The sequence below is a fragment of the Fuscibacter oryzae genome (genome assembly GCF_016765795.1).
GTDB lineage: Bacteria > Pseudomonadota > Alphaproteobacteria > Rhodobacterales > Rhodobacteraceae > Fuscibacter > Fuscibacter oryzae.
Map to the genome: position 1 here is coordinate 26,450 of NZ_JAESVP010000001.1, position 19,558 is coordinate 46,007.

The following is a 19,558-nucleotide window of genomic DNA, read 5'->3' on the forward strand; positions in this document are numbered from 1 at the left end:
TCACGCCTTGGTCATCCTGTCCAAGTTGGGCAGAACCATCAGACAGGGGCCTATGCGATGAAAATGGACCTGCACCGCAGTTCTGCCGCGCCCGATGGCATCTGGATCACCAACGAATATTTCTCGGGGCATCTGCATCAAACCCTGCCCAGCGTGTTCCGGTCGATCGCGACGATCTGCAACAGCAATTCTGGCGTCAGCGATTTCTACATCGGCGTGGCCAGCGGGATCGACTATTTCGAGGCGCTGAAAAGCCGGATTGATGCCCGCAAGATCGCCTGGGGCGTGACGCATATGTATCTGCTTTATGGCTCCTCTAGCGAACGGTACACCCGCGCCATGGAACATGCGATCGAGGCGCATTTCAGCGGCAAAGAACAGCGCGCCAATATCCGGCCCGAGGCGTTTTCTGGCTTCAACCACCCGCCCGCCACCTTTCGCAACGCCACCGGCGGTGGGGGCGGCCGACGCGGGCAATCTGGCAACTATTTTCTTTATCTGGCGTTTCGCAAGGCCTGACCTCAAGCCACGCCGCGCCGCCGGAAGGGCATCAGCAGCAGGCCCAGAATGCCGCCCGTTCCCAGCCAGCCGCCCAGATAGCCTGCCACGGCGCATAAGGCGCCATCCATCGTCACCGGCATGGCCGGGCGAAAATCATCCCAGGTGGCGGCAAGGGTCTGCGGGTCGGCCAGACGCTGCGGCATGGTCAGGCGGGCCAGCGGCGTCGCCTCGCGCAGCGCCGCCAGATTGGCCGACAGCCGGTCATAGCGGGCAAAGGTCTGCGCCACATCGGCACGCTGATCGTCCAGAAAGGCCGTGCCCGTGATCTGCGCCAGCGCCGCCTCGCGGCTTAACCCATTCGCTGCCGCCGTCGCGTCAAACCCCACTACCACCAGCCGCAAGGCATCCACCTGCCCAGCCAGTCGTTGCAGATATTGCTGCGAAAACTCGGGAAACTGCGACAATCCCGCCGCTCCCGCCACGCCGCCCACCACCGCCAGAACCCGGATCATCGCGCACCCCGCCTTTGGCACAAGGCTGACCCCGGCCAGCCGGATTGTCAAACACTGCCGCCCTGCAACTGCCGTCGCTTGCCCCTCTGGCCCCGCTGGCGCATTGGCTGTTGAACATGCGCCCGACGGGCGAACACCGGGGTGGCATGTTCATCGAGGCGACTGGCACCGCCGATAACCGCCCCGTCACCCGCAGCTGGCATCTGCTGGCCGAAGGTGATGACGGCCCCCTTATCCCCTCGATGACGGTGGAGCGGATCATCCGCCACTGGCTGAACGGTCAGCCCCCCGCCCCCGGTGCTCGCGCCGCCCTTGGCGCCCTGACCCTTGCCGATTACGAAGCGGCCTTCGCCCGCCGCACCATCACCACCGGCTGGCGCGACGACGCGCCCGATGCGCTTTATCCCACCACCCTTGGCCCCGCCTTCGCCCATCTGCCCGAAACGCTGCGACGCCTGCACCAACCCGGTGCGCGCGCCATATGGCAAGGTCAGGCGCAGGTCACGCGCGGCAAGGGGCGCATCGCCGCCCTTGTCGCCCGCCTGTTCGGCTTTCCCGCCGCAGGGGTGCAGCCTGTCACCGTGACATTCACCACCGACGAGACCGGCCGCGAAAGCTGGAGCCGCGTTTTCGGCACGTCCCGCATGCGCTCTACCCAAGAGGCCGGACGCGGCGCGATGCGCCACCTTGTCGTTGAACGCTTCGGCCCGTTTGCCTTTGGCCTTGCCCTGCAACTGCGGGAAAGGCGGCTGAACATTATCCCTCGCAGGTGGTCACTGTTCGGCTTGCCCCTGCCCCGCGCCCAGCTGCCCGGTGGCGACGCGTGGGAGGAAGAGACTGATGGCACATTCCGCTTTCATGTGGAAATCACCTTGCCGCTGATCGGCCCGGTGGTGACCTATGAAGGCTGGCTGGAGTCGCAAGGTGGTGCGTGAAATCACACACCCTACTCTGCGGCAATGTTTGGAGTAGACGGCATGATTCACACGCAGCCCCAAAAACAAAAGGGCTGGCGAAACCTTAGTAAGTCACGCCAACCCTATTTACTTCAATACCTTACCTCAGATTTCACGCGTGAAATCTGAGGGGAAACAGGGTCAGACGCCTGCGTAAATCTGCGCGATGCGGTCCACTGCCGCCTCGGGCGACATCTCTTCGGACTCCCCGGTCCGCCGGCTGGTCAGCTCCACCACGCCATTGGCCAACCCGCGCGGGCCGACCGTGATGCGCCAGGGCAGGCCGATCAGGTCCATCGTGGCGAATTTCGCGCCTGCGCGTTCGTCGCGGTCGTCGTAAAGCGGCTCCAGCCCCTTGGCCAGCAGCGCTTTTTCCAGACCGGCACAGGCGGCATCGGCGGCCCCGTCACCCTGTTTCAGGTTCACGATCCCCACCGGGAATGGGGTCACCCCTTCGGGCCAGATGATGCCCTTGTCGTCATGGCTGGCTTCGATGATCGCGCCCAGCAGGCGGGAAACGCCGATACCGTGGCTGCCCATTTCGACCGGAACCTTGTTGCCCTCTTTGGTGACAACCGTGGCGCCCATGGCTTCGGAATATTTGGTGCCGAAATAGAAGATCTGGCCCACCTCAATCCCGCGGGCGACCTTGCGGCGCTCTTCGGGGATGGCGTCGAACAGGGCGGCATCGTGGGTTTCATCGGTGCGGGCGTAAAGGGTGGTGAACTCTTTGCAGACCGCTGCCACCTGTTCGCGGTTGTCATAATCAACGTCGCGGTTGCCCAGCTTCAGCTCGGTCACGGCGCTGTCGAAGAACACCTCCGACTCGCCCGTGCTGGCCAGAACCAGAAACTCATGCGTGTCATCGCCGCCAATCGGGCCGGAATCGGCGCGCATCGGAATCGCGGTCAGGCCCATCCGTTCATAGGTGCGCAGATAGCTGACCATGTGGCGGTTATAGGCGTGCAGCGCCGACTCGCGGTCCACATCAAAGTTATAGCCGTCCTTCATCAGGAACTCGCGGCCCCGCATCACGCCGAACCGGGGGCGCATCTCATCGCGGAACTTCCACTGGATGTGATACAGCGTCATCGGCAGATCTTTGTAGCTGTTCACATGGCTGCGGAAGATGTCGGTGATCATCTCCTCGTTCGTCGGGCCATACAGCATCTCGCGGTCTTGCCGGTCCTTGATGCGCAGCATTTCCTGACCGTAATCGTCATAACGGCCCGACTCTCGCCACAGGTCAGCCGGTTGCAGCGTGGGCATCAGCAGCGGAATATGCCCGGCGCGCACCTGTTCTTCATGCACGATCTGCTCGATCCGCTTCAGCACGCGGTAGCCCAAGGGCAGCCAGGAATAAATACCCGCCGCCTGCTGCTTGATCATCCCCGCCCGCAGCATGTAGCGGTGCGAGACGATCTGCGCCTCGGCGGGGTTTTCCTTCAGGACGGGCAGAAAATAGCGGGACAGACGCATCGGAAACCTCATCAGACCGGGTTGGCCGTTCCTAGCCCCTAGGCGGCGCGCAGGCAAGCGGGGCCGGGATCAGTCGCGCGGATTGCCCCGGAAAAGCCAGCCCGCAAAGCCCGCCGCCAGCAGGGCTCCCGCCACTTGGGCCAGCGCAAAGCCCGGCACGTCCTGCGGGCGGATACCGGCAAAGCTGTTGGTCAGGCTGCGCGCAATCGTCACCGCCGGGTTGGCAAAGCTGGTCGAGGCGGTGAACCAATAGGCCCCAACGATATACAGCGCCACCAGTCGCGGCAGGTCGGCACGGTGCAGGCCACCCAGAATGACGGCGATCAGGCCGAAACTTGCCACCCCCTCGGCCAGCCATTGCGCCCCGCCCGTGCGCACGGTTTCGCCAATCTGCACCAGCGGCAGGCCGAACATCGCATGCGCCAACAGGGTTCCGGCAACCGCCCCCATGATCTGCGCCGCCACATAGCCCAGCGCCAGACCGGGGCGGATTGCCCGCCGCAGCGCGAACACCAGCGTTACCGCCGGGTTCAGATGCGCGCCCGACACCGGCGCCAGCAGGCTGATCAGTACGATCAGAACCGCCCCCGTCGCCAGCGCATTTGCCAAGAGCGCCAGCGCCTGATCCCCGGTCATCGCGGTTGCCATCAGCCCCGATCCGACCACGGTTGCCACCAGCAGACAACTGCCGAAACCTTCGGCCACCAAGGCGCGGGCGGTCATGCCCCGGCCTGACCGATCTGATCCAGATGCTGCTTCAGCGACATGGCATCCAGCGTGGCAATCGGCAGGCTGGTGAACAGCAGTATCCGGTTGCGCAGCGCGCGGTAGGTATCGGCAAAGGCCAGATGTATGTCGATGTCGCTGCCCGTCACCGCGGCCGGATCGGGCAGGCCCCAATGGGCGGTCATCGGCTGGCCGGGCCAGTAGGGGCATTCCTCGGCCGCGGCGGAATCGCAGACGGTAAAGACAAAATCCATCTTGGGTGCCTCGGGCGCGGCAAATTCATCCCAGCTTTTCGAGCGGGCAAAGCCGATGTCATGGCCGTTTCCCGCCAGCACCTGCAAGGCAACGGGATGGGGTTCGCCCTTGGGCCACGATCCGGCTGAATAGGCGTTGAACCGGCCTGCACCCTCGGCGTTCAGGATGCCTTCGGCAAGGATCGACCGGGCAGAATTGCCCGTGCAAAGAAACAGGACGTTGTAGGGCATGAAATCCTCAGCAGGTGGTGCAGTTGGCTAGGGCCAGCCCGTCGATCAACGGGCGGCAAAGATCTGGCTGACCGCCGCAGCAATCCTCCATCAGGAACCCCAACAGGCGGCCCATGCCCTCCATGTCGGCGAAATAGCGGATCGAGCGGCCTTCGCGCTGCGCCCGCACCATTCCGGCCTGCGCCAGAATGGCCAGATTGCTGGACAGGCTGTTCTGCCGCTGGCCCAGCGCCTCGGCGATTTCCCCGGCGCAAAGCCCCCCCTGACCGGTGCGCACCAACAGGCGGAAAACATCCAGCCGGGCTTCCTGACCAAGGGCCGACAGCGCGGCAAGGGCGATTCTTTTATCCATAAATCGAGAATACTCGATATATTGATATACAGCAATCTACCTTGACCACCGCCGCCCCGCTTGCCAAATCAGAACCCAGCCGCGAGGAGAGCGCCCTTGTCCCTTACCGTCCGCGAACAGGTTCGATACTGGGGCATCGCCGCCGTGGTGTTCCTCGTCACACTGTGGCTGTTGGGCGATGTGATGCTGCCCTTCGTGGTGGGCGGGGCGATGGCCTATTTCCTCGACCCAGTCGCCGACCGGCTGGAACGGGCTGGCCTTGGCCGGACGGCAGCCACCTCGGTCATCACGCTGGTGGCGGTGCTGCTGATGGGACTTTTGGTGCTGGCGGTCATTCCCACGCTGATCAACCAGTTGATCGCACTGGTCAACGCCGCGCCAGAAATTGCCCGCAAGCTGCAAACCCTGCTGACCGAGAAATTCCCCAGCCTGAATGACGACACCTCTGCCATTCGCGAAACGCTGGCCAAGATTGCCACCACCATCCAGTCCAAGGGCGGCGCACTGGCCGAGGGGCTGATCGCCTCGATCATGGGGGTGATTTCGGCGGCGGTGTTCATTCTGGTGGTGCCGGTGGTGGCCTTTTATCTGCTGCTGGACTGGGACCACATGGTCGAGCGTGTCGACAGCATGCTGCCGCGCGATCATGCGCCCGTGGTGCGGCGCCTTGCGCGCGAGATCGACGGCGTGCTGTCCTCGTTCATTCGGGGCCAGTTGTCGGTGTGTCTGGTGCTGGGGCTGTATTACTCGGTCGCGCTGATGCTGGCGGGGTTGCAGTTCGGGTTGGTGGTCGGGGCGATTGCCGGAATGATCACCTTCATCCCCTATATCGGGGCCATCGTCGGCGGGGCGCTGGCGATTGGTCTGGCGCTGTTCCAGTTCTGGGGCGACTGGGTTTCCATCGGCATTGTCGCGGGCATTTTTGGTGTGGGCCAGTTTCTGGAAGGCAACGTGCTGACGCCCAAGCTGGTCGGCCATTCGGTCGGACTGCATCCGGTCTGGCTGCTGTTCGCTTTGTCAGCCTTTGGCACCTTGTTCGGTTTTGTCGGCATGCTGGTGGCGGTGCCGGTCGCGGCCAGCCTGGGGGTGCTGATCCGCTTTGGCCTTGGGCGTTATAAGGACAGCATCCTGTATCGCGGCACCCATCCCGCAGATGGACCCGCCAACGAGGATGCGGCGTGAGCCCACGACAGATGGCCTTCGATCTGGGACATGGCGAAAGCTATGACCGCGCGGGGTTTTTCCCGTCGCCCGCCAATGCCGGGGCGCTGGCGATGATTGGCGATGATGCAGCATGGCCGGGTGGCAAATTGCTGCTGGTGGGGCCAGAGGGCGCGGGCAAGACCCATCTGGCCCATATTTGGGCGCTGAATGGTGGGCGCATCGTCGCCTCGCACGACCTGCCGGGGCTGGACCTGCGCAGCCTTGGGCCGCGTGTCGCGGTAGAGGATGCCGAACTGATCGGCGGCAACCGGGCGGCGGAAGAGGCGCTGTTTCACCTGCACAACCTGATCCTGTCCGCCGCACAGCCCTCTGGTCGCCTGCTGATCACCGCCCGCACGGCCCCGCGCGACTGGAACCTGCACCTCCCCGACCTGCTGTCGCGGATGCAAGCCACCGCCATCGCCCGGCTGGCCCCGCCCGATGATGCCCTGCTGGCCGCCGTTCTGGTCAAGCTGTTCGCCGACCGCCAGATTTCGGTGCCACCCAACCTGATCCCCTATCTGGTTGCCCGGATGGAACGCTCCATCGCCGCCGCGCGCAATCTGGTGGCGCAGCTGGACCGGCTGGCACTGGCAGAGGGACGAGGTGTCACACGCCAACTTGCCGCCGAGATTCTGGACAGTGCCGGGCGTGAGTGAAACACTGTCCCCGCAACCGTCACATATTCGCCAAAGGCCGCCGGTATCAGCCGCACCATGATCAACACCGATTTCCTCAAAGCTCCGTTCCCCGCGCCGGTCACCTTGCCCGAGGCCGAAACCCACGGCCCGCGCCGGTTCTTCAACCGCGAACTGTCGTGGCTGGCCTTCAACTGGCGCGTGCTGGAAGAGGCGGCAAACCCGGCGGTGCCGCTGCTGGAACGGCTGCGGTTCCTGTCGATTTCGGCAACCAACCTTGATGAATTCTATACCGTCCGCGTGGCGGGCCTGCGCGAACTGGTCAAAACCGGCAACACCACGCCGTCAGAAGATGGCCGCACCCCCGCCGATCAGTTGCGCCTGATACATGCCGATGCCCGCAAGCTGATGAAAATGCAGCAGATCGTCTATAAAAAGTTGAAACGCGCGATGGAGGCGGAGGGTATCATCATCGCCTCACGGTCCAAGCTGACGGCACGCGATCTGAAATTTCTGGAAGATCACTTTCTGGCCAAGGTTTTTCCGGTTCTTTCACCGCTTGCCATCGACCCGGCGCACCCTTTCCCGTTCATCCCGAACACCGGCTTCTCGCTGGCGCTGGAACTGGAACGCACCCGCGACCACCGCACGCTGAAGGCGCTGCTGCCGATTCCGCAGCAGATTGCCCGCTTTATCCCCCTGCCGGGGCGCGAGGGCGAAGACCGCTTTCTGCCCCTGGAAGAACTGCTGCTGCTGCATCTGGATATGCTGTTCCCCGGCTATACCGACCGGGGCCATTGCACATTCCGCGTGCTGCGCGACAGCGATCTGGAGGTGGAGGACGAGGCCGAGGATCTGGTGCGCGAATTCGAGGTTGCGCTGAAACGCCGCCGCCGGGGCGAGGTGATCCGCATGAAAATGTCGGCCGGCGCCCCGGCCGAATTGCGCGCGCTGATCATGGAGGAACTGGCCGTCACCGGCGATGAGGTGGTCGAAGTGCGGGGCCTTCTGGGCGTGGCAGACCTGAAAGAACTGGTCCTCTCGTCACGCCCCGACCTTTTGTGGCCCCCCTTCACCCCGCGCATTCCCGAACGGGTGCAGGACCATGACGGCGACATGTTCGCCGCGATCCGGCAAAAGGACATGCTGCTGCATCACCCGTACGAAACCTTCGACATGGTGATCCGCTTTCTGGAACAGGCGGCGCGCGACCCGAATGTTCTGGCGATCAAACAGACACTTTACCGCACCAGTTGGGACAGCCCGGTGGTCTCTGCCCTGTGCGAGGCGGCGGAATCGGGCAAGTCTGTTACCGCGCTGGTGGAACTGAAGGCGCGGTTCGACGAGGCTGCCAATATCCGCCAGTCGCGCCGGCTGGAACGCGCGGGTGCGCATGTCGTGTATGGGTTCATGAATCAGAAAACCCATGCCAAGATTTCCACCGTCGTCCGCCGAGAGGGCGAAAATCTGGTGACCTATACCCACTATGGCACCGGCAACTATCACCCCATTACCGCGCGCATCTATACTGATGTCAGCCTGTTCACCTGTGATCCGGCTTTGGGGCGCGATGCGACCAAGGTTTTCAACTATCTGTCGGGCTATGTGCAGCCGCAGGGTCTTGAAAACCTGGCGATTTCGCCGATTGGGCTGAAACCGCGTCTTCTGTCGCTGATCGCGGCAGAGGCGGACCATGCCCGCGCGGGTCGCCCCGCCGCGATCTGGGCCAAGATGAATAGCCTGATCGAAGGCGAGGTGATCGACGCGCTTTACGCGGCATCTCAGGCCGGGGTGAAGATCAACCTTGTCATCCGTGGCATCTGCGGCATCCGCCCCGGTGTGGCGGGCCTGTCGGAAAACATCCGCGTCAAATCCATCGTCGGGCGCTTTCTGGAACACAGCCGGATCATGTGTTTCGGCAATGGCGGCGACCTGCCGGGCAAATCTGCCCGTGTCTTCATCTCTTCCGCCGACTGGATGGACAGAAACCTGTCGCGCCGGGTGGAAACCTTGGTCGAGATTCACAACGAAACCGTACGCTCGCAGATTGTCAGCCAGATCATGGCGGCAAACCTCGCCGATACCGCGCAAAGCTGGATCATGGCGGCGGATGGCACGTTCCACCGCAATCTGGCCGACCCTGACATCAACCGTTTCAACTGCCACCGCTTCTTTATGGAGAACCCTTCGCTGTCCGGCCGTGGTACGGCTGGCGCCAAAGACGTTCCCCGCATCGCCTGAAAGGACAAACCATGAGCGAGACCGACGACGACCATGGCCCCTTTGGCAAACCCCTGTTCGATGATCCGTCAACCCGCGCGCTCAGCCGTGTGGGGGTGGTGGATGTGGGGTCGAACTCGGTCCGGATGGTGGTGTTTGATGGTGCGGCCCGCAGCCCGGCCTATTTTTACAACGAAAAAATCATGTGCGGTCTGGGCAAGGGGCTTGCAGAAACCGGCCGCCTGAACCCCGAGGGGCGCAAGCGCGCGCTGTCCGCGCTGAAACGGTTTTCGTTGCTGGCCAAGGGGATGGAAGTGCAAAGCATGACCGTCGTCGCCACCGCCGCCACACGAGAGGCCGAGGATGGCCCAGAGTTTCAGTTGCAGGTGGTGCGCGAAACCGGCCTGAAACTGTGGGTGATCGACGGGGGAGAGGAGGCGCGACTTTCGGCCCAAGGCGTGCTGCTGGGCTGGCCCGATGCCAAGGGGATCGTCTGCGACATCGGCGGCAACTCGATGGAGCTGGCGCGGATCGGCGATGGCAAGGTAGGCAAGCGCGTGTCCACCCCGCTGGGCCCGTTCCGCCTGCAACAGGCCGCCGATACGCAGAAAAAGCGCGCGGTCCACATCGACCGCGTGCTGAAAGATGCGCAGGCCGAGATGCGGTCAGAAGGGGAACGCATCTATCTGGTGGGCGGGTCGTGGCGCGTCATCGCCCGGCTGGATATGGAGCGGCGGAACTACCCGCTGACGGTGCTGCACGAATACCGCATGACGCCGCAGGGCCTGCTGGACACGCTGGACTGGATCGCCTCGTCCGACCTTGCGCTGCTGCGCGCCCGCACCGGGGTGTCACCCGAACGGATGGAACTGGTGCCCTTGGCCTGCGAGGTGCTGCGCGAGCTGATCAAGATGCTGAAACCGTCGGAAATCGACGTGTCGGCCTATGGCATCCGCGAAGGGCTGTTGTTCGAACAGATGCCAGACCGCCTGCGCCAGCGCGATCCGCTGATCGAGGCGGCCCGCATGGCCGAACAGTTGCAGGCCCGGATGCCCGGTTTCGGCAAAAAGCTGTTCGAGTTTCTGGAGCCCCTGTTCAAAGGCGTGCCCGATGACCGCCTGCGCCTGATCAAGGCCGCCTGCCTGCTGCATGACACCACCTGGCGCGCGCACCCCGATTACCGGGCTGAGGCCTGTTTTGACAACGCCACCCGCGCCAATCTGGGCGGGCTGGATCATCCGGGCCGGGTGTTCCTGGGCCTGTCGCTGCTGCACCGGTACAAAAACAGCCGCTCTGGCAGCCGGATGGAACGGCTGTTCACCCTGCTGGGCGAAGAAGATCTGATGGCGGCAGAGGTTCTGGGCAAGGCCATGCGGTTCGGCGCGATGTTTTCGGTCGGCGATCCGGCCCGCGCCGGGCGGCTGAACTGGCAGCCCAAGAAAAAGGTGCTGGAACTGCAATTGACGCCCGATGGCCTTGGCCTGTTCGGAGAGGTGGCGGCTGCGCGCTTTGCCTCGCTGGCGCTGGCCTTGAAGGCCACCACCAAAGTATCAGAGATTGCCGCCTGATGCTGACCTTCGACCATCTGGCCGTATCGGCCACCACGCTGAAGGAAGGTGTCGAAGCGGTTGAGGCCGCCCTTGGCGTGGCGCTGGCAGGTGGCGGCAAGCACCCCTACATGTCCACCCACAACCGCCTGCTGGGTCTTGGCGATTTGTATCTGGAGGTGATTGCCGCCGACCCGGATGCCCCTGCCCCGCAATGGCCGCGCTGGTTCGATCTGGATAACTTTACCGGCCGCCCGCGCCTGACCAACTGGATCGCCCGCACCGATGATCTGGCGGGCGCACTGGCCGCAGCCCCTGCCGGCTGTGGCGTGCCGGTGGCACTGGAACGCGGCGATTACCGCTGGCAAATGGCGGTGCCCGCCGATGGCAAGCTGCCCTATGACAGTTGCTTTCCCGCGCTGATACAATGGTTTGGCACATTGCACCCCGCCCGCGCCCTGCCAGATACGGGCGTGCGCCTGACCCGGTTCGAGATTGCCCACCCCGAAGCCGCCGCCCTGCGCGCCGCCCTTGCGCCCCTGTTCACCGACCCGCGCGTGGTGATCGTCGATGGCCCGGCCAAGGCAATGCGCGCCACGTTTCAGACAGCGGCAGGCATCCGGGTTCTGGAATGATCCGCCCTGCCCTGCCCCAAGATGCCCCGGCCATCGCCGAGATCTGGAACCGTGTGATCCGCGAGACGACCCAAACCTTTACCACGGTCGAGAAATCGGCCGATGACATCGCCACCCGCATCGCCCAAGGCGCGCCATGGTGGGTGGCCGAGGCTGATGGCACGATTCTGGGCCATGCGACCTATGGCCCCTTTCGCAGCGGCCCCGGCTATGCGCAGACGATGGAACATTCGGTCCACCTGACCGATGCCGCCAAGGGCAAGGGCCTTGGCCGCGCCCTGATGGCTGCGCTGGAAGATCACGCCCACGCGGCAGGCATCCATGTGATGGTTGCCGGAATTTCGGGCGGCAATGCCGCCGGATTGGCCTTTCACAGCGCCCTTGGCTATGCCGAGGTGGGCCGGATGCCCGAGGTGGGCCAAAAATGGGGCCAGCGTCTTCACCTTGTGCTGATGCAGAAAATCCTCTCCTGACACGGGCGCAAGGGGTCGCTATTGTGCCGGTCATGTCGATCTGGACCCGCATCGCCGAAGCTCTTTCCGCCCTTGCCCACGGCCAACCGCTGGAGCAGGTGTTTGATCTGTTGCGCGGGCGGGCCGACCCGGAACGCTCGGTCGGGTTTACCATTGCCGTCATCGCACTGGGGGCGAAAATGGCCAAGGCCGACGGTCAGGTGACCAAGGACGAGGTGACCGCCTTTCGCCGTGTCTTCACCATCGCCCCCGAGGAAGAAGCCAACGCCGCCCGCGTCTTCAACCTTGCCCGGCAGGATGTGGCCGGGTTCGACATTTACGCCCGCAAGATCGCCAATATGTTCAGCGACCGCCCGCAGGCCGAAAACCGAGCCCTGTTCATCGACCTGATCGAAGGGCTGTTTCACATCGCATTGGCCGATGACATCCTGCATGAGAATGAAGACACCTTTCTGGCCCATGTCGCCGAAATTTTCGGGCTGGATCAGCGTTGCTATCTGTCCATCCGCGCCCGGCTGGTTGAAGGCGGGCGGCGCGACCCCTATGACCTTCTGGGCCTGACGCCGCCGGTATCGCTAGAAGCGGCCCGCGCCGCCTGGCGCGCCGCGGTCAAGGAAAACCACCCCGATGCGATGATTGCGCGGGGTGTCCCACCAGAGGCCGCCAAGATGGCTGAACGCCGCCTGATCGCCATAAACGAAGCCTGGGACGAGATTCGCGTAAGGCTGGCGGCATGACAGATCGCCCCCTCCGGCTGGCCAGTTACAACGTCGAATGGTTCAACGCCCTGTTCGATGATCGCGGACATCTCTTGGAGGATGCCACCCTTTCGGCGCGCTATCAGGTGACACGCGCCGACCAACTGACCGCACTTGGCATCGTGTTCAATGCGCTGGATGCCGATGGCGTGATGGTGATCGAGGCCCCCGATCAGGGATCGAAACGCTCCACCGTAGTCGCGTTGCAGAATTTCGCCGTGAAATACGGGTTGCGGGCGCGCAAGGCAGTGATCGGCTTTGCATCGGAAACCGAGCAGGAGATTGCCTTTCTCTATGACCCGGACCGGCTGACCCTGCACCACGATCCGCAAGGCGAACCCTCGACAAGCGCGGGTGCCCCCGGTGCGCCAAGATTTGATACCGGCCTGCGCGCAGATCTGGACAATGACGGTACTGATGAGCTGATCCGGTTTTCCAAGCCGCCGCTGGAACTAGCCGTCTCCTTTGGCAACCATGGCTTTCGACTGATCGGAGTTCATGCCAAATCCAAGGCCCCGCATGGTGTGGTGTCACCCGCCGAATTCAAACGGATTTCCATTGAAAACCGCCGCAAGCAACTGGCCGAATGTGTCTGGCTGCGTCGCCGGATCGACGGGCATCTGGCGACAGGGGAAACCATCCTCGTGATGGGTGACTTCAACGATGGCCCGGGTCTGGATGAATACGAGCGGCTTTTCGGTCATTCGGGCGTCGAAGTGGCGCTTGGCCTGCACTGCACGCCCGACATGCGGATGTATGACCCGCATGCCGATATGGCGCTGACCAGCCGCATCGGCCTGTCGCCCACCACGGCGCGGTTCTGGCTGGCTCCGAAGAAACGCTATTTCGAGGCGCTGTTGGATTTCATCATGGTCTCGCCGGACCTCGCGGCGAAATCGCCCGACTGGCGCATCTGGCACCCGTTCAATGACCCCGGCGTCATGGCCGTGCCGGAACTGCGAGAGGCGCTGCTGGCAGCATCTGACCACTTTCCGGTGACGATCGACATTCCGCTTTGAGTCGCCCCACCCCCTGCCGCATACTCGCGGCATGAGATATTTCATCCTTGCATTGACCCTTGCCGCCACACCCCTTGCCGCGCAGGACGCGCCAAAGGACGAAGGCCCCAGCCTGATGGAACAGGGCGCGCGCCTGTTTTTGCGCGGCCTGATGTCGGAAATGGAACCCGCGTTGACCGATATGCAGGGCGCGCTGGAAGAGATCGGGCCAAAACTGGCCGAGTTGAAACCCCAGATCGACCAGTTGATCGCCATGGTCGATGACGTGCGCAACTATCACATGCCGGAAAAGCTGCCGAACGGTGACATCCTCATCCGCCGCAAGACGCCCGAGGAGTTGGAAAAGGAAAAGGCGGCACCCGTGGCGCCGCCCGAGATCGAACTTTAGTGCCAAGCAATTTCTTTCAAGAAATCGCATCGAAGCCTTGAAGGCTCCGGGCCGGAATTTTTCAAAATTCCGGCCTCAGGTGCGGCTCAGGTCCGGGTCTGCCGGATCAGGTCCAGAATGTTCCGCGCGGCAGAGGGGATATTGGTGCCCGGCCCGAAGATTGCCTTCACCCCCGCGCTTTCCAGAAAGGCGTAATCCTGCTGCGGAATGACCCCGCCGCAGATCACCAGAATGTCGCCTGCGCCCTTGGCCTTCAGCGCCTCGATCAGCTTTGGGGCAAGGGTCTTGTGGCCCGCCGCCTGACTGGAGATGCCGACGACATGCACATCATTGTCGATGGCATCCTGCGCGGCTTCCTCGGGCGTCTGGAACAGCGGCCCCACATCCACATCAAACCCAATGTCGGCAAAGGCGGTGGCAATCACCTTGGCGCCCCGGTCGTGGCCGTCCTGCCCCATCTTGACCACCAGCATCCGGGGGCGGCGGCCCTCTTCTTCGGCAAAGGTCTCGACATCCTTCTGGATGGCGGCAAAGCCCGCATCGCCCTCATAAGCCGCGCCATAGACGCCAGCCAGAGTTTTCACTTCCGCCCGGTGACGACCGAATACCTTTTCCATGGCGTCCGAAATCTCCCCTACGCTGGCCCGCGCGCGGGCGGCTTCAACGGCAGCTTCCAGCAGGTTCCCGCCTTCGCTGGCGCGGCGGGTCAGTTCGGCAAGTGCGGCTTGGGTGCGCGCCTCGTCCCGCGCGGCGCGGGTGGATTTCAGGCGCGCGATCTGCGCCTCGCGCACCGCCACATTGTCGATGTCGAGGATGTCGATCGCGTCTTCCTTGGCCTTGCGGTATTTGTTGACGCCAACAATCACCTCTTCGCCCCGGTCAATCATCGCCTGTCGCTTGGCCGCAGATTCCTCGATCCGCAGTTTGGGCATGCCGGTGGCGACGGCCTTGGTCATGCCGCCCATCGCCTCGACCTCTTCGATCAGCGCCCAGGCCTTTTCGGCCAGTTCCGCCGTCAGGCTTTCGACATAGTAAGACCCGGCCAAAGGATCGACGACATGGGTAATGCCGGTTTCCTCTTGCAGGATCAACTGGGTGTTGCGCGCGATGCGGGCTGAAAATTCTGTTGGCAAAGCAATGGCTTCGTCCAGCGCATTGGTGTGCAGCGATTGCGTGCCCCCCAGCGCCGCCGCCATCGCCTCATAAGCCGTGCGGATGACGTTGTTATAGGGATCGGCTTCTTGCAAGGACACGCCCGAGGTCTGGCAATGGGTGCGCAGCATCAGGCTGCCGGATTTCTTCGGGTTGAACTCTTGCATGATGCGCGTCCACAACTGGCGCGCGGCGCGCAGCTTGGCCGCCTCCATGAAGAAATTCATGCCGATGGCGAAAAAGAACGACAGGCGGCCCGCGAAGTCATCCACATTCATGCCGCGCTCAATCGCTGCGCGCACATATTCGCGCCCGTCGGCCAGCGTATAGGCCAGCTCTTGCACTAGGTTCGCGCCCGCCTCTTGCATATGATAGCCAGAGATCGAGATGCTGTTGAACTTTGGCATCTCTTTGGCGGTGTATTCGATGATATCCGCGATGATCCGCATCGAGGGTTCGGGCGGATAGACATAGGTGTTGCGCACCATGAATTCCTTCAGAATGTCGTTCTGAATGGTGCCCGACAGCTCGGCGCGCGGCACGCCCTGCTCTTCACCCGTGACGATGAAATTGGCAAGGATCGGGATCACCGCACCATTCATCGTCATGGAAACGCTGACTTTTTCCAGGGGGATGCCGTCAAACAGCACCTTCATATCTTCAACGCTGTCGATCGCCACCCCGGCCTTGCCCACATCCCCCACCACGCGCGGATGGTCACTGTCGTAACCGCGATGGGTGGCAAGGTCGAAGGCCACGGAAACGCCCTGCTGCCCGGCGGCCAGCGCCTTGCGGTAAAAGGCGTTGCTTTCTTCGGCGGTGGAAAAACCCGCATACTGCCGGATCGTCCAGGGGCGGCCCGCATACATCGTGGCACGCACGCCGCGCGTGAACGGTGCAACGCCCGGCACCTCGCCCATCTGGGGCAGGCCCGCCACATCGGCGGCGGTATACAGCGGCTTGACCGTGATGCCTTCCAGCGTCTGCCAGTTCAGGCTGTCCAGCGGCTTGTCGCGCAGTTCCTTGGCAGCCAGTGCCGCCCATGCCTTGGTGTCCGTCATGCCATCCTCCGTCCCGCCGCGGCAATCGCCCGGCGCAATTGGGTTTCAGGGGCGGCCAGCGCCCCCGCACATCTGCCCTGTCGGGCGGTTATTCCAGAAAATCCTCGGCCACCGGAATGCGGCCAAAGGCGATCTTGGCCCCGGTGTAGGGCACGCGGTGCGGGGGCAATTGCCCGAACCGCACCGTATCCTGCCCGAACCGCTGGTTCAGCGCGTCGATGGCGCGGCACAGGTCGGCGCGCGGCGGCTGCGGGTCTGGGGCCGGGTCGAACAGATCGCCCGTTTCCTGCCCCACCGGCAGCAGGCCGCCCAGCACCACATTGACCGCCTTGGGCCGATGCACCGCCAGGTTTTCCCAATACCGATCCAGCGTTTGCAGCAGGAAAAACGTGTCCTGCGTGGCCTTTATCTGCCCCTCGGCCCCAGGACGGTCGCCATTGTCCAGCCGCAGCCCGACATGCAAGCTGCGGGCGAAAAACCCCTCGCGCCGCAACCGCGCCGCCGCCTTGACCAGCAGCCGTCGCGCCACCAGCCGCGCGCCCTCGGGTGTTTTGTTGCCCGCCGTCAGCACTTGCCCATGGCCGATCATGCCGCGCCTTGTGTCCGGCCAGACCACGGTTTCGCCGCGCAGCTCGCGCAGGAACCGCTCGCCCGAGACGCTGCCCCACAGGGCGCGCGCCCGCTTGGGGTCCAGCGCATAGAGCGCAGCCACATCGGCAATGCCTGCCGCCTCCAGCCGCGCCTTCATCCGCCAAGAGATCCCCGGCAGATCGTCCAGCGCCAGATGCGCGATGCGGTCGGGCAGCACATGCGGCAACAACCAGTGCAACCCGCCCGGCTTTTGCAAGCCCGCCGCCACCTTGGCCAGAAGCCGCGTCGGCGCAAGGCCGACCGAGCAGCGCAACGCCGGGCTGACCTGCGCCAGCACCGCCGCCTGCAAGGCAGCCCCGATCTCCAGCGCGCGGGGCAATTCCTGTTCCGAACCCATCAGCAAGCAGGAACATTCGTCGATCGACCACACCCGATGCACCGGCACCACGGTTTCCACTGCCGCCAGGATCGCATGGTGATAGCGCACGCAGACATCGTGTTTCACCGCGCGAAAGACGATGCCGGGGCACAGTTTCCGCGCCTCGTCCTGCCGCGTGCCCATGCCAACGCCCGCCCGCTTGGCGTCGATACTGGCCGCGATGCAGCCCGCATTCGGCGCGTCCGTGGTCAGCACACCCACCGGGCGGCCCATCAGCGCAGGCTCCTCGGCCTGCGCGACCGAGGCATAGAAACTGTTCATGTCGAAGAACAGGGTCGAGACGCGATGGCGCATGGCGGGCCGACTCGGGGCAGCGAGAACAAGGCGTCACACTAGAACAAATAAGGAACATTTGTCCAGCCTCCCGTCCATTCGCCCCGGCCCGCCACGTCATGGGTTATTCAAACTCCATGATGATCTCATCGACCTTCAGGCTGGCGCCGGGGCTGGCCTTGATCGCCTTGACCACGCCGCGCCGTTCGGCCTTGAGGATGTTTTCCATCTTCATCGCCTCTACCGTAGCCAGTGCCTGCCCTTCCTGCACCTCATCCCCCGCCTCGACGCTGATCTTCACGATCAGGCCGGGCATCGGGCACAAGAGGTATTTGGACGTGTCGGGCGGCAGCTTTTCCAGCATCAGACCGGCCAGTTCCTTTTGGCGCGGCGTTTGCACATGCACCTTCAGGTCGGCCCCGCGCAGGCGCATGCGGAACCCCATCGGGATCTTGGCGGTCTTGATCACCACCGGCTCGCCGCCCACCGACAGGCGGGCAAGGGGCTGGCCCGGCTCCCAATCCGACTCGACGCGCAGGGACTGGCCATCGGCAAAGCGCACGGTCGAGCCATGGGCATCGGCGGCGATCTTCACCGGAAAGGCCGCGCCCTGCAGTGTCACCACCCAGTCATCGCCCACGCGGCGGGTGTGGTTGTCCATCGTGCCCGAAATCTTGGTGCGGCGAATTTCGGCAACCCGGTTCATCGCGGCAGCAGCGGCAGCCACCTTGCGCAAGGACGCATCATCCAGCACGGCACCCTGGAAGCCTTCGGGGTATTCTTCAGCGATGAAAGCGGTGGTGATATTGCCGCTGACAAAGCGCGGATGATCCATCACCGCGCCGACGAAGGGCAGGTTGTGGCCGATGCCTTCCACCTCGAACGTGTCCAGCGCCAGCCGCATCTCTTCAATCGCCTTGTCTCGGGTGGGGGCCCAGGTACACAGCTTGGCGATCATCGGGTCGTAGAACATGCTGATCTCGCCCCCTTCGAACACACCGGTATCGTTCCTGACGATGCCGCCACGGGGCGTCTGCCCTTCGACCGGGGGCCGATAGCGGGTCAGACGGCCGATCGATGGCAGGAAGTTGCGATAGGGGTCTTCGGCATAAAGGCGGCTTTCCATCGCCCAGCCGTTGATTTTCAGGTCTTCCTGCTTGAAGGGCAGCGGTTCGCCACTGGCGACACGGATCATCTGTTCCACCAGATCGATGCCGGTGATCAGCTCGGTGACGGGGTGTTCCACCTGAAGGCGGGTGTTCATTTCCAGGAAGTAGAAATTGCGGTTGCCATCGACGATGAACTCCACCGTCCCCGCGCTGGTATAGCCCACCGCCTTGGCCAGCGCGCAGGCCTGTTCGCCCATCGCCTTGCGGGTCGCCTCATCCAGGAACGGCGAGGGGGCCTCTTCAATCACCTTCTGGTTCCGGCGTTGGATGCTGCATTCGCGTTCGTGCAGGTAGACACAGTTGCCGTGTTTGTCGGCCAGCACCTGAATTTCGATGTGGCGGGGCTGCGTCACGAATTTCTCAATGAAGATCCGGTCATCGCCAAAACTGTTCGCGGCCTCGTTCTTGGACGATTCAAAGCCTTCCTTGACCTCGGCCTCGCTCCACGCGATGCGCATCCCTTTGCCACCGCCGCCAGCGGAAGCCTTGATCATCACCGGGTAGCCGATCTGGTTCGAGATCTTCACCGCCTCATCGGCATCGGCGATCAGGCCCATATAGCCCGGAACGGTCGAAACCCCCGCCTCCATGGCGATTTTCTTGCTGGTGATCTTGTCACCCATCGCCTCAATCGCCGGGCTTGGGGGGCCGACAAAGACGACGCCTTCTTTTTCCAGCGCGGCGGCAAAGTTCATGTTTTCCGACAGGAAGCCATAGCCGGGGTGAACCGCCTGCGCGCCGGTCTTGCGCACCGCCTCCATGATCTTGTCGATCACGATATAGGACTGGTTGGCAGGGGGCGGCCCGATATGCACCGCCTCATCCGCCATCGACACATGCAGCGCGTTGCGGTCGGCGTCGGAATAGACCGCCACGGTCTGAATGCCCATCTTGCGGGCGGTCTTGATCACCCGGCAGGCGATCTCTCCACGGTTGGCGATCAGGATTTTCTGGAACATGGCGCTCTCCCCTCGTGTCGGC

General features: G+C 63.6%; 19 protein-coding genes. 11 read left to right on the forward strand and 8 right to left on the reverse strand.

Annotation, left to right across the window (positions count from 1 at the left end; translation table 11 throughout):
• Positions 1-57 precede the first annotated feature (57 nt).
• On the forward strand, positions 58-519 hold the full coding sequence (locus JI744_RS00135) for a hypothetical protein (RefSeq protein WP_202657041.1): 462 nt from the start codon (positions 58-60) through the stop codon (positions 517-519).
• A gap of 2 nt (positions 520-521) precedes the next feature.
• Here the strand turns inward: JI744_RS00135 and JI744_RS00140 are convergent, their stop codons facing one another.
• On the reverse strand, positions 522-1,064 hold the full coding sequence (locus tag JI744_RS00140; RefSeq protein ID WP_236019181.1) for a DUF2937 family protein: 543 nt from the start codon (positions 1,062-1,064) through the stop codon (positions 522-524).
• Here JI744_RS00140 and JI744_RS00145 point away from each other — a divergent pair.
• On the forward strand, positions 1,058-1,948 hold the full coding sequence (locus JI744_RS00145; RefSeq protein ID WP_202657042.1) for a DUF4166 domain-containing protein: 891 nt from the start codon (positions 1,058-1,060) through the stop codon (positions 1,946-1,948). The two genes, JI744_RS00140 and JI744_RS00145, sit on opposite strands and share 7 nt — an antisense overlap.
• Before the next feature lie 162 nt (positions 1,949-2,110).
• On the opposite strand, the gene proS is transcribed toward JI744_RS00145, so the two are convergent.
• The 4 genes from proS to JI744_RS00165 form a co-directional block, all read right to left on the reverse strand.
• Positions 2,111-3,448, reverse strand: coding sequence for a proline--tRNA ligase (gene proS, locus JI744_RS00150; protein ID WP_202657043.1), 1,338 nt, complete (start codon positions 3,446-3,448; stop codon positions 2,111-2,113).
• A gap of 69 nt (positions 3,449-3,517) precedes the next feature.
• Positions 3,518-4,171 carry an aquaporin gene (locus JI744_RS00155; protein ID WP_202657044.1) on the reverse strand — a complete coding sequence of 218 codons (654 nt, stop codon included), beginning with the start codon at positions 4,169-4,171 and terminating at the stop codon, positions 3,518-3,520.
• Entirely contained in the window at positions 4,168-4,659 is a 492-nt protein-coding gene (locus tag JI744_RS00160) for an arsenate reductase ArsC (RefSeq protein ID WP_202657045.1), read from the reverse strand. Before JI744_RS00160 ends, JI744_RS00155 begins: the two co-directional genes overlap by 4 nt.
• 7 nt (positions 4,660-4,666) lie before the next feature.
• On the reverse strand, positions 4,667-5,011 hold the full coding sequence (locus tag JI744_RS00165) for an ArsR/SmtB family transcription factor (protein ID WP_202657047.1): 345 nt from the start codon (positions 5,009-5,011) through the stop codon (positions 4,667-4,669).
• Positions 5,012-5,107: 96 nt separating this feature from the next.
• Between JI744_RS00165 and JI744_RS00170 the strand changes: the two genes are divergently transcribed.
• From JI744_RS00170 to JI744_RS00210, 9 genes are read left to right on the forward strand one after another with little or no spacing between them, the layout of a single operon-like run.
• On the forward strand, positions 5,108-6,193 hold the full coding sequence (locus tag JI744_RS00170) for an AI-2E family transporter (protein WP_202657048.1): 1,086 nt from the start codon (positions 5,108-5,110) through the stop codon (positions 6,191-6,193).
• 11 nt (positions 6,194-6,204) lie between these two features.
• Positions 6,205-6,873, forward strand: coding sequence for a P-loop NTPase family protein (locus JI744_RS00175; RefSeq protein WP_202658217.1), 669 nt, complete (start codon positions 6,205-6,207; stop codon positions 6,871-6,873).
• Positions 6,874-6,930: 57 nt separating this feature from the next.
• Positions 6,931-9,093 carry an RNA degradosome polyphosphate kinase gene (locus JI744_RS00180; protein WP_202657049.1) on the forward strand — a complete coding sequence of 721 codons (2,163 nt, stop codon included), beginning with the start codon at positions 6,931-6,933 and terminating at the stop codon, positions 9,091-9,093.
• 11 nt (positions 9,094-9,104) lie between these two features.
• Positions 9,105-10,640, forward strand: a complete 1,536-nt coding sequence (locus JI744_RS00185) for a Ppx/GppA family phosphatase (RefSeq protein WP_202657050.1) — start codon at positions 9,105-9,107, stop codon at positions 10,638-10,640.
• A complete protein-coding gene (locus JI744_RS00190; protein WP_202657051.1) occupies positions 10,640-11,254 on the forward strand; it encodes a VOC family protein in 615 nt (204 codons plus the stop codon). Before JI744_RS00185 ends, JI744_RS00190 begins: the two co-directional genes overlap by 1 nt.
• Positions 11,251-11,727: a GNAT family N-acetyltransferase gene (locus JI744_RS00195; protein ID WP_202657053.1), complete on the forward strand. Its 477-nt coding sequence runs from the start codon at positions 11,251-11,253 to the stop codon at positions 11,725-11,727. Before JI744_RS00190 ends, JI744_RS00195 begins: the two co-directional genes overlap by 4 nt.
• A 32-nt stretch (positions 11,728-11,759) precedes the next feature.
• Positions 11,760-12,464 (forward strand): molecular chaperone DjiA, encoded by a 705-nt coding sequence (locus JI744_RS00200; RefSeq protein ID WP_202657054.1) that lies wholly within the window; start codon positions 11,760-11,762, stop codon positions 12,462-12,464.
• Positions 12,461-13,504: an endonuclease/exonuclease/phosphatase family protein gene (locus JI744_RS00205; RefSeq protein WP_202657055.1), complete on the forward strand. Its 1,044-nt coding sequence runs from the start codon at positions 12,461-12,463 to the stop codon at positions 13,502-13,504. Before JI744_RS00200 ends, JI744_RS00205 begins: the two co-directional genes overlap by 4 nt.
• A 31-nt stretch (positions 13,505-13,535) precedes the next feature.
• Positions 13,536-13,892 (forward strand): hypothetical protein, encoded by a 357-nt coding sequence (locus JI744_RS00210; protein ID WP_202657056.1) that lies wholly within the window; start codon positions 13,536-13,538, stop codon positions 13,890-13,892.
• Positions 13,893-13,978: 86 nt separating this feature from the next.
• On the opposite strand, the gene scpA is transcribed toward JI744_RS00210, so the two are convergent.
• From scpA to JI744_RS00225, 3 genes are all read right to left on the reverse strand, one after another.
• Entirely contained in the window at positions 13,979-16,105 is a 2,127-nt protein-coding gene (gene scpA / locus JI744_RS00215; protein ID WP_202657061.1) for a methylmalonyl-CoA mutase, read from the reverse strand.
• 88 nt (positions 16,106-16,193) lie between these two features.
• Positions 16,194-17,429: a Y-family DNA polymerase gene (locus JI744_RS00220; RefSeq protein WP_202657062.1), complete on the reverse strand. Its 1,236-nt coding sequence runs from the start codon at positions 17,427-17,429 to the stop codon at positions 16,194-16,196.
• A 103-nt stretch (positions 17,430-17,532) separates the two neighbouring features.
• Positions 17,533-19,536 (reverse strand): acetyl-CoA carboxylase biotin carboxylase subunit, encoded by a 2,004-nt coding sequence (locus JI744_RS00225; RefSeq protein ID WP_202657063.1) that lies wholly within the window; start codon positions 19,534-19,536, stop codon positions 17,533-17,535.
• Positions 19,537-19,558 lie beyond the last annotated feature (22 nt).

Excerpts from the sequence above, each read along its gene's own strand:
- JI744_RS00135 (WP_202657041.1), top strand. The coding sequence starts at position 58 with ATGAAAATGGACCTGCACCGCAGTTCTGCCGCGCCCGATGGCATCTGG.
- proS (WP_202657043.1), bottom strand. The coding sequence starts at position 3,448 with ATGCGTCTGTCCCGCTATTTTCTGCCCGTCCTGAAGGAAAACCCCGCC.
- JI744_RS00155 (WP_202657044.1), bottom strand. The coding sequence starts at position 4,171 with ATGACCGCCCGCGCCTTGGTGGCCGAAGGTTTCGGCAGTTGTCTGCTG.
- JI744_RS00160 (WP_202657045.1), bottom strand. The coding sequence starts at position 4,659 with ATGCCCTACAACGTCCTGTTTCTTTGCACGGGCAATTCTGCCCGGTCG.
- JI744_RS00165 (WP_202657047.1), bottom strand. The coding sequence starts at position 5,011 with ATGGATAAAAGAATCGCCCTTGCCGCGCTGTCGGCCCTTGGTCAGGAA.
- JI744_RS00175 (WP_202658217.1), top strand. The coding sequence starts at position 6,205 with ATGGCCTTCGATCTGGGACATGGCGAAAGCTATGACCGCGCGGGGTTT.
- JI744_RS00180 (WP_202657049.1), top strand. The coding sequence starts at position 6,931 with ATGATCAACACCGATTTCCTCAAAGCTCCGTTCCCCGCGCCGGTCACC.
- JI744_RS00185 (WP_202657050.1), top strand. The coding sequence starts at position 9,105 with ATGAGCGAGACCGACGACGACCATGGCCCCTTTGGCAAACCCCTGTTC.
- JI744_RS00190 (WP_202657051.1), top strand. The coding sequence starts at position 10,640 with ATGCTGACCTTCGACCATCTGGCCGTATCGGCCACCACGCTGAAGGAA.
- JI744_RS00195 (WP_202657053.1), top strand. The coding sequence starts at position 11,251 with ATGATCCGCCCTGCCCTGCCCCAAGATGCCCCGGCCATCGCCGAGATC.
- JI744_RS00200 (WP_202657054.1), top strand. The coding sequence starts at position 11,760 with ATGTCGATCTGGACCCGCATCGCCGAAGCTCTTTCCGCCCTTGCCCAC.
- JI744_RS00205 (WP_202657055.1), top strand. The coding sequence starts at position 12,461 with ATGACAGATCGCCCCCTCCGGCTGGCCAGTTACAACGTCGAATGGTTC.
- JI744_RS00210 (WP_202657056.1), top strand. The coding sequence starts at position 13,536 with ATGAGATATTTCATCCTTGCATTGACCCTTGCCGCCACACCCCTTGCC.
- scpA (WP_202657061.1), bottom strand. The coding sequence starts at position 16,105 with ATGACGGACACCAAGGCATGGGCGGCACTGGCTGCCAAGGAACTGCGC.
- JI744_RS00220 (WP_202657062.1), bottom strand. The coding sequence starts at position 17,429 with ATGCGCCATCGCGTCTCGACCCTGTTCTTCGACATGAACAGTTTCTAT.
- JI744_RS00225 (WP_202657063.1), bottom strand. The coding sequence starts at position 19,536 with ATGTTCCAGAAAATCCTGATCGCCAACCGTGGAGAGATCGCCTGCCGG.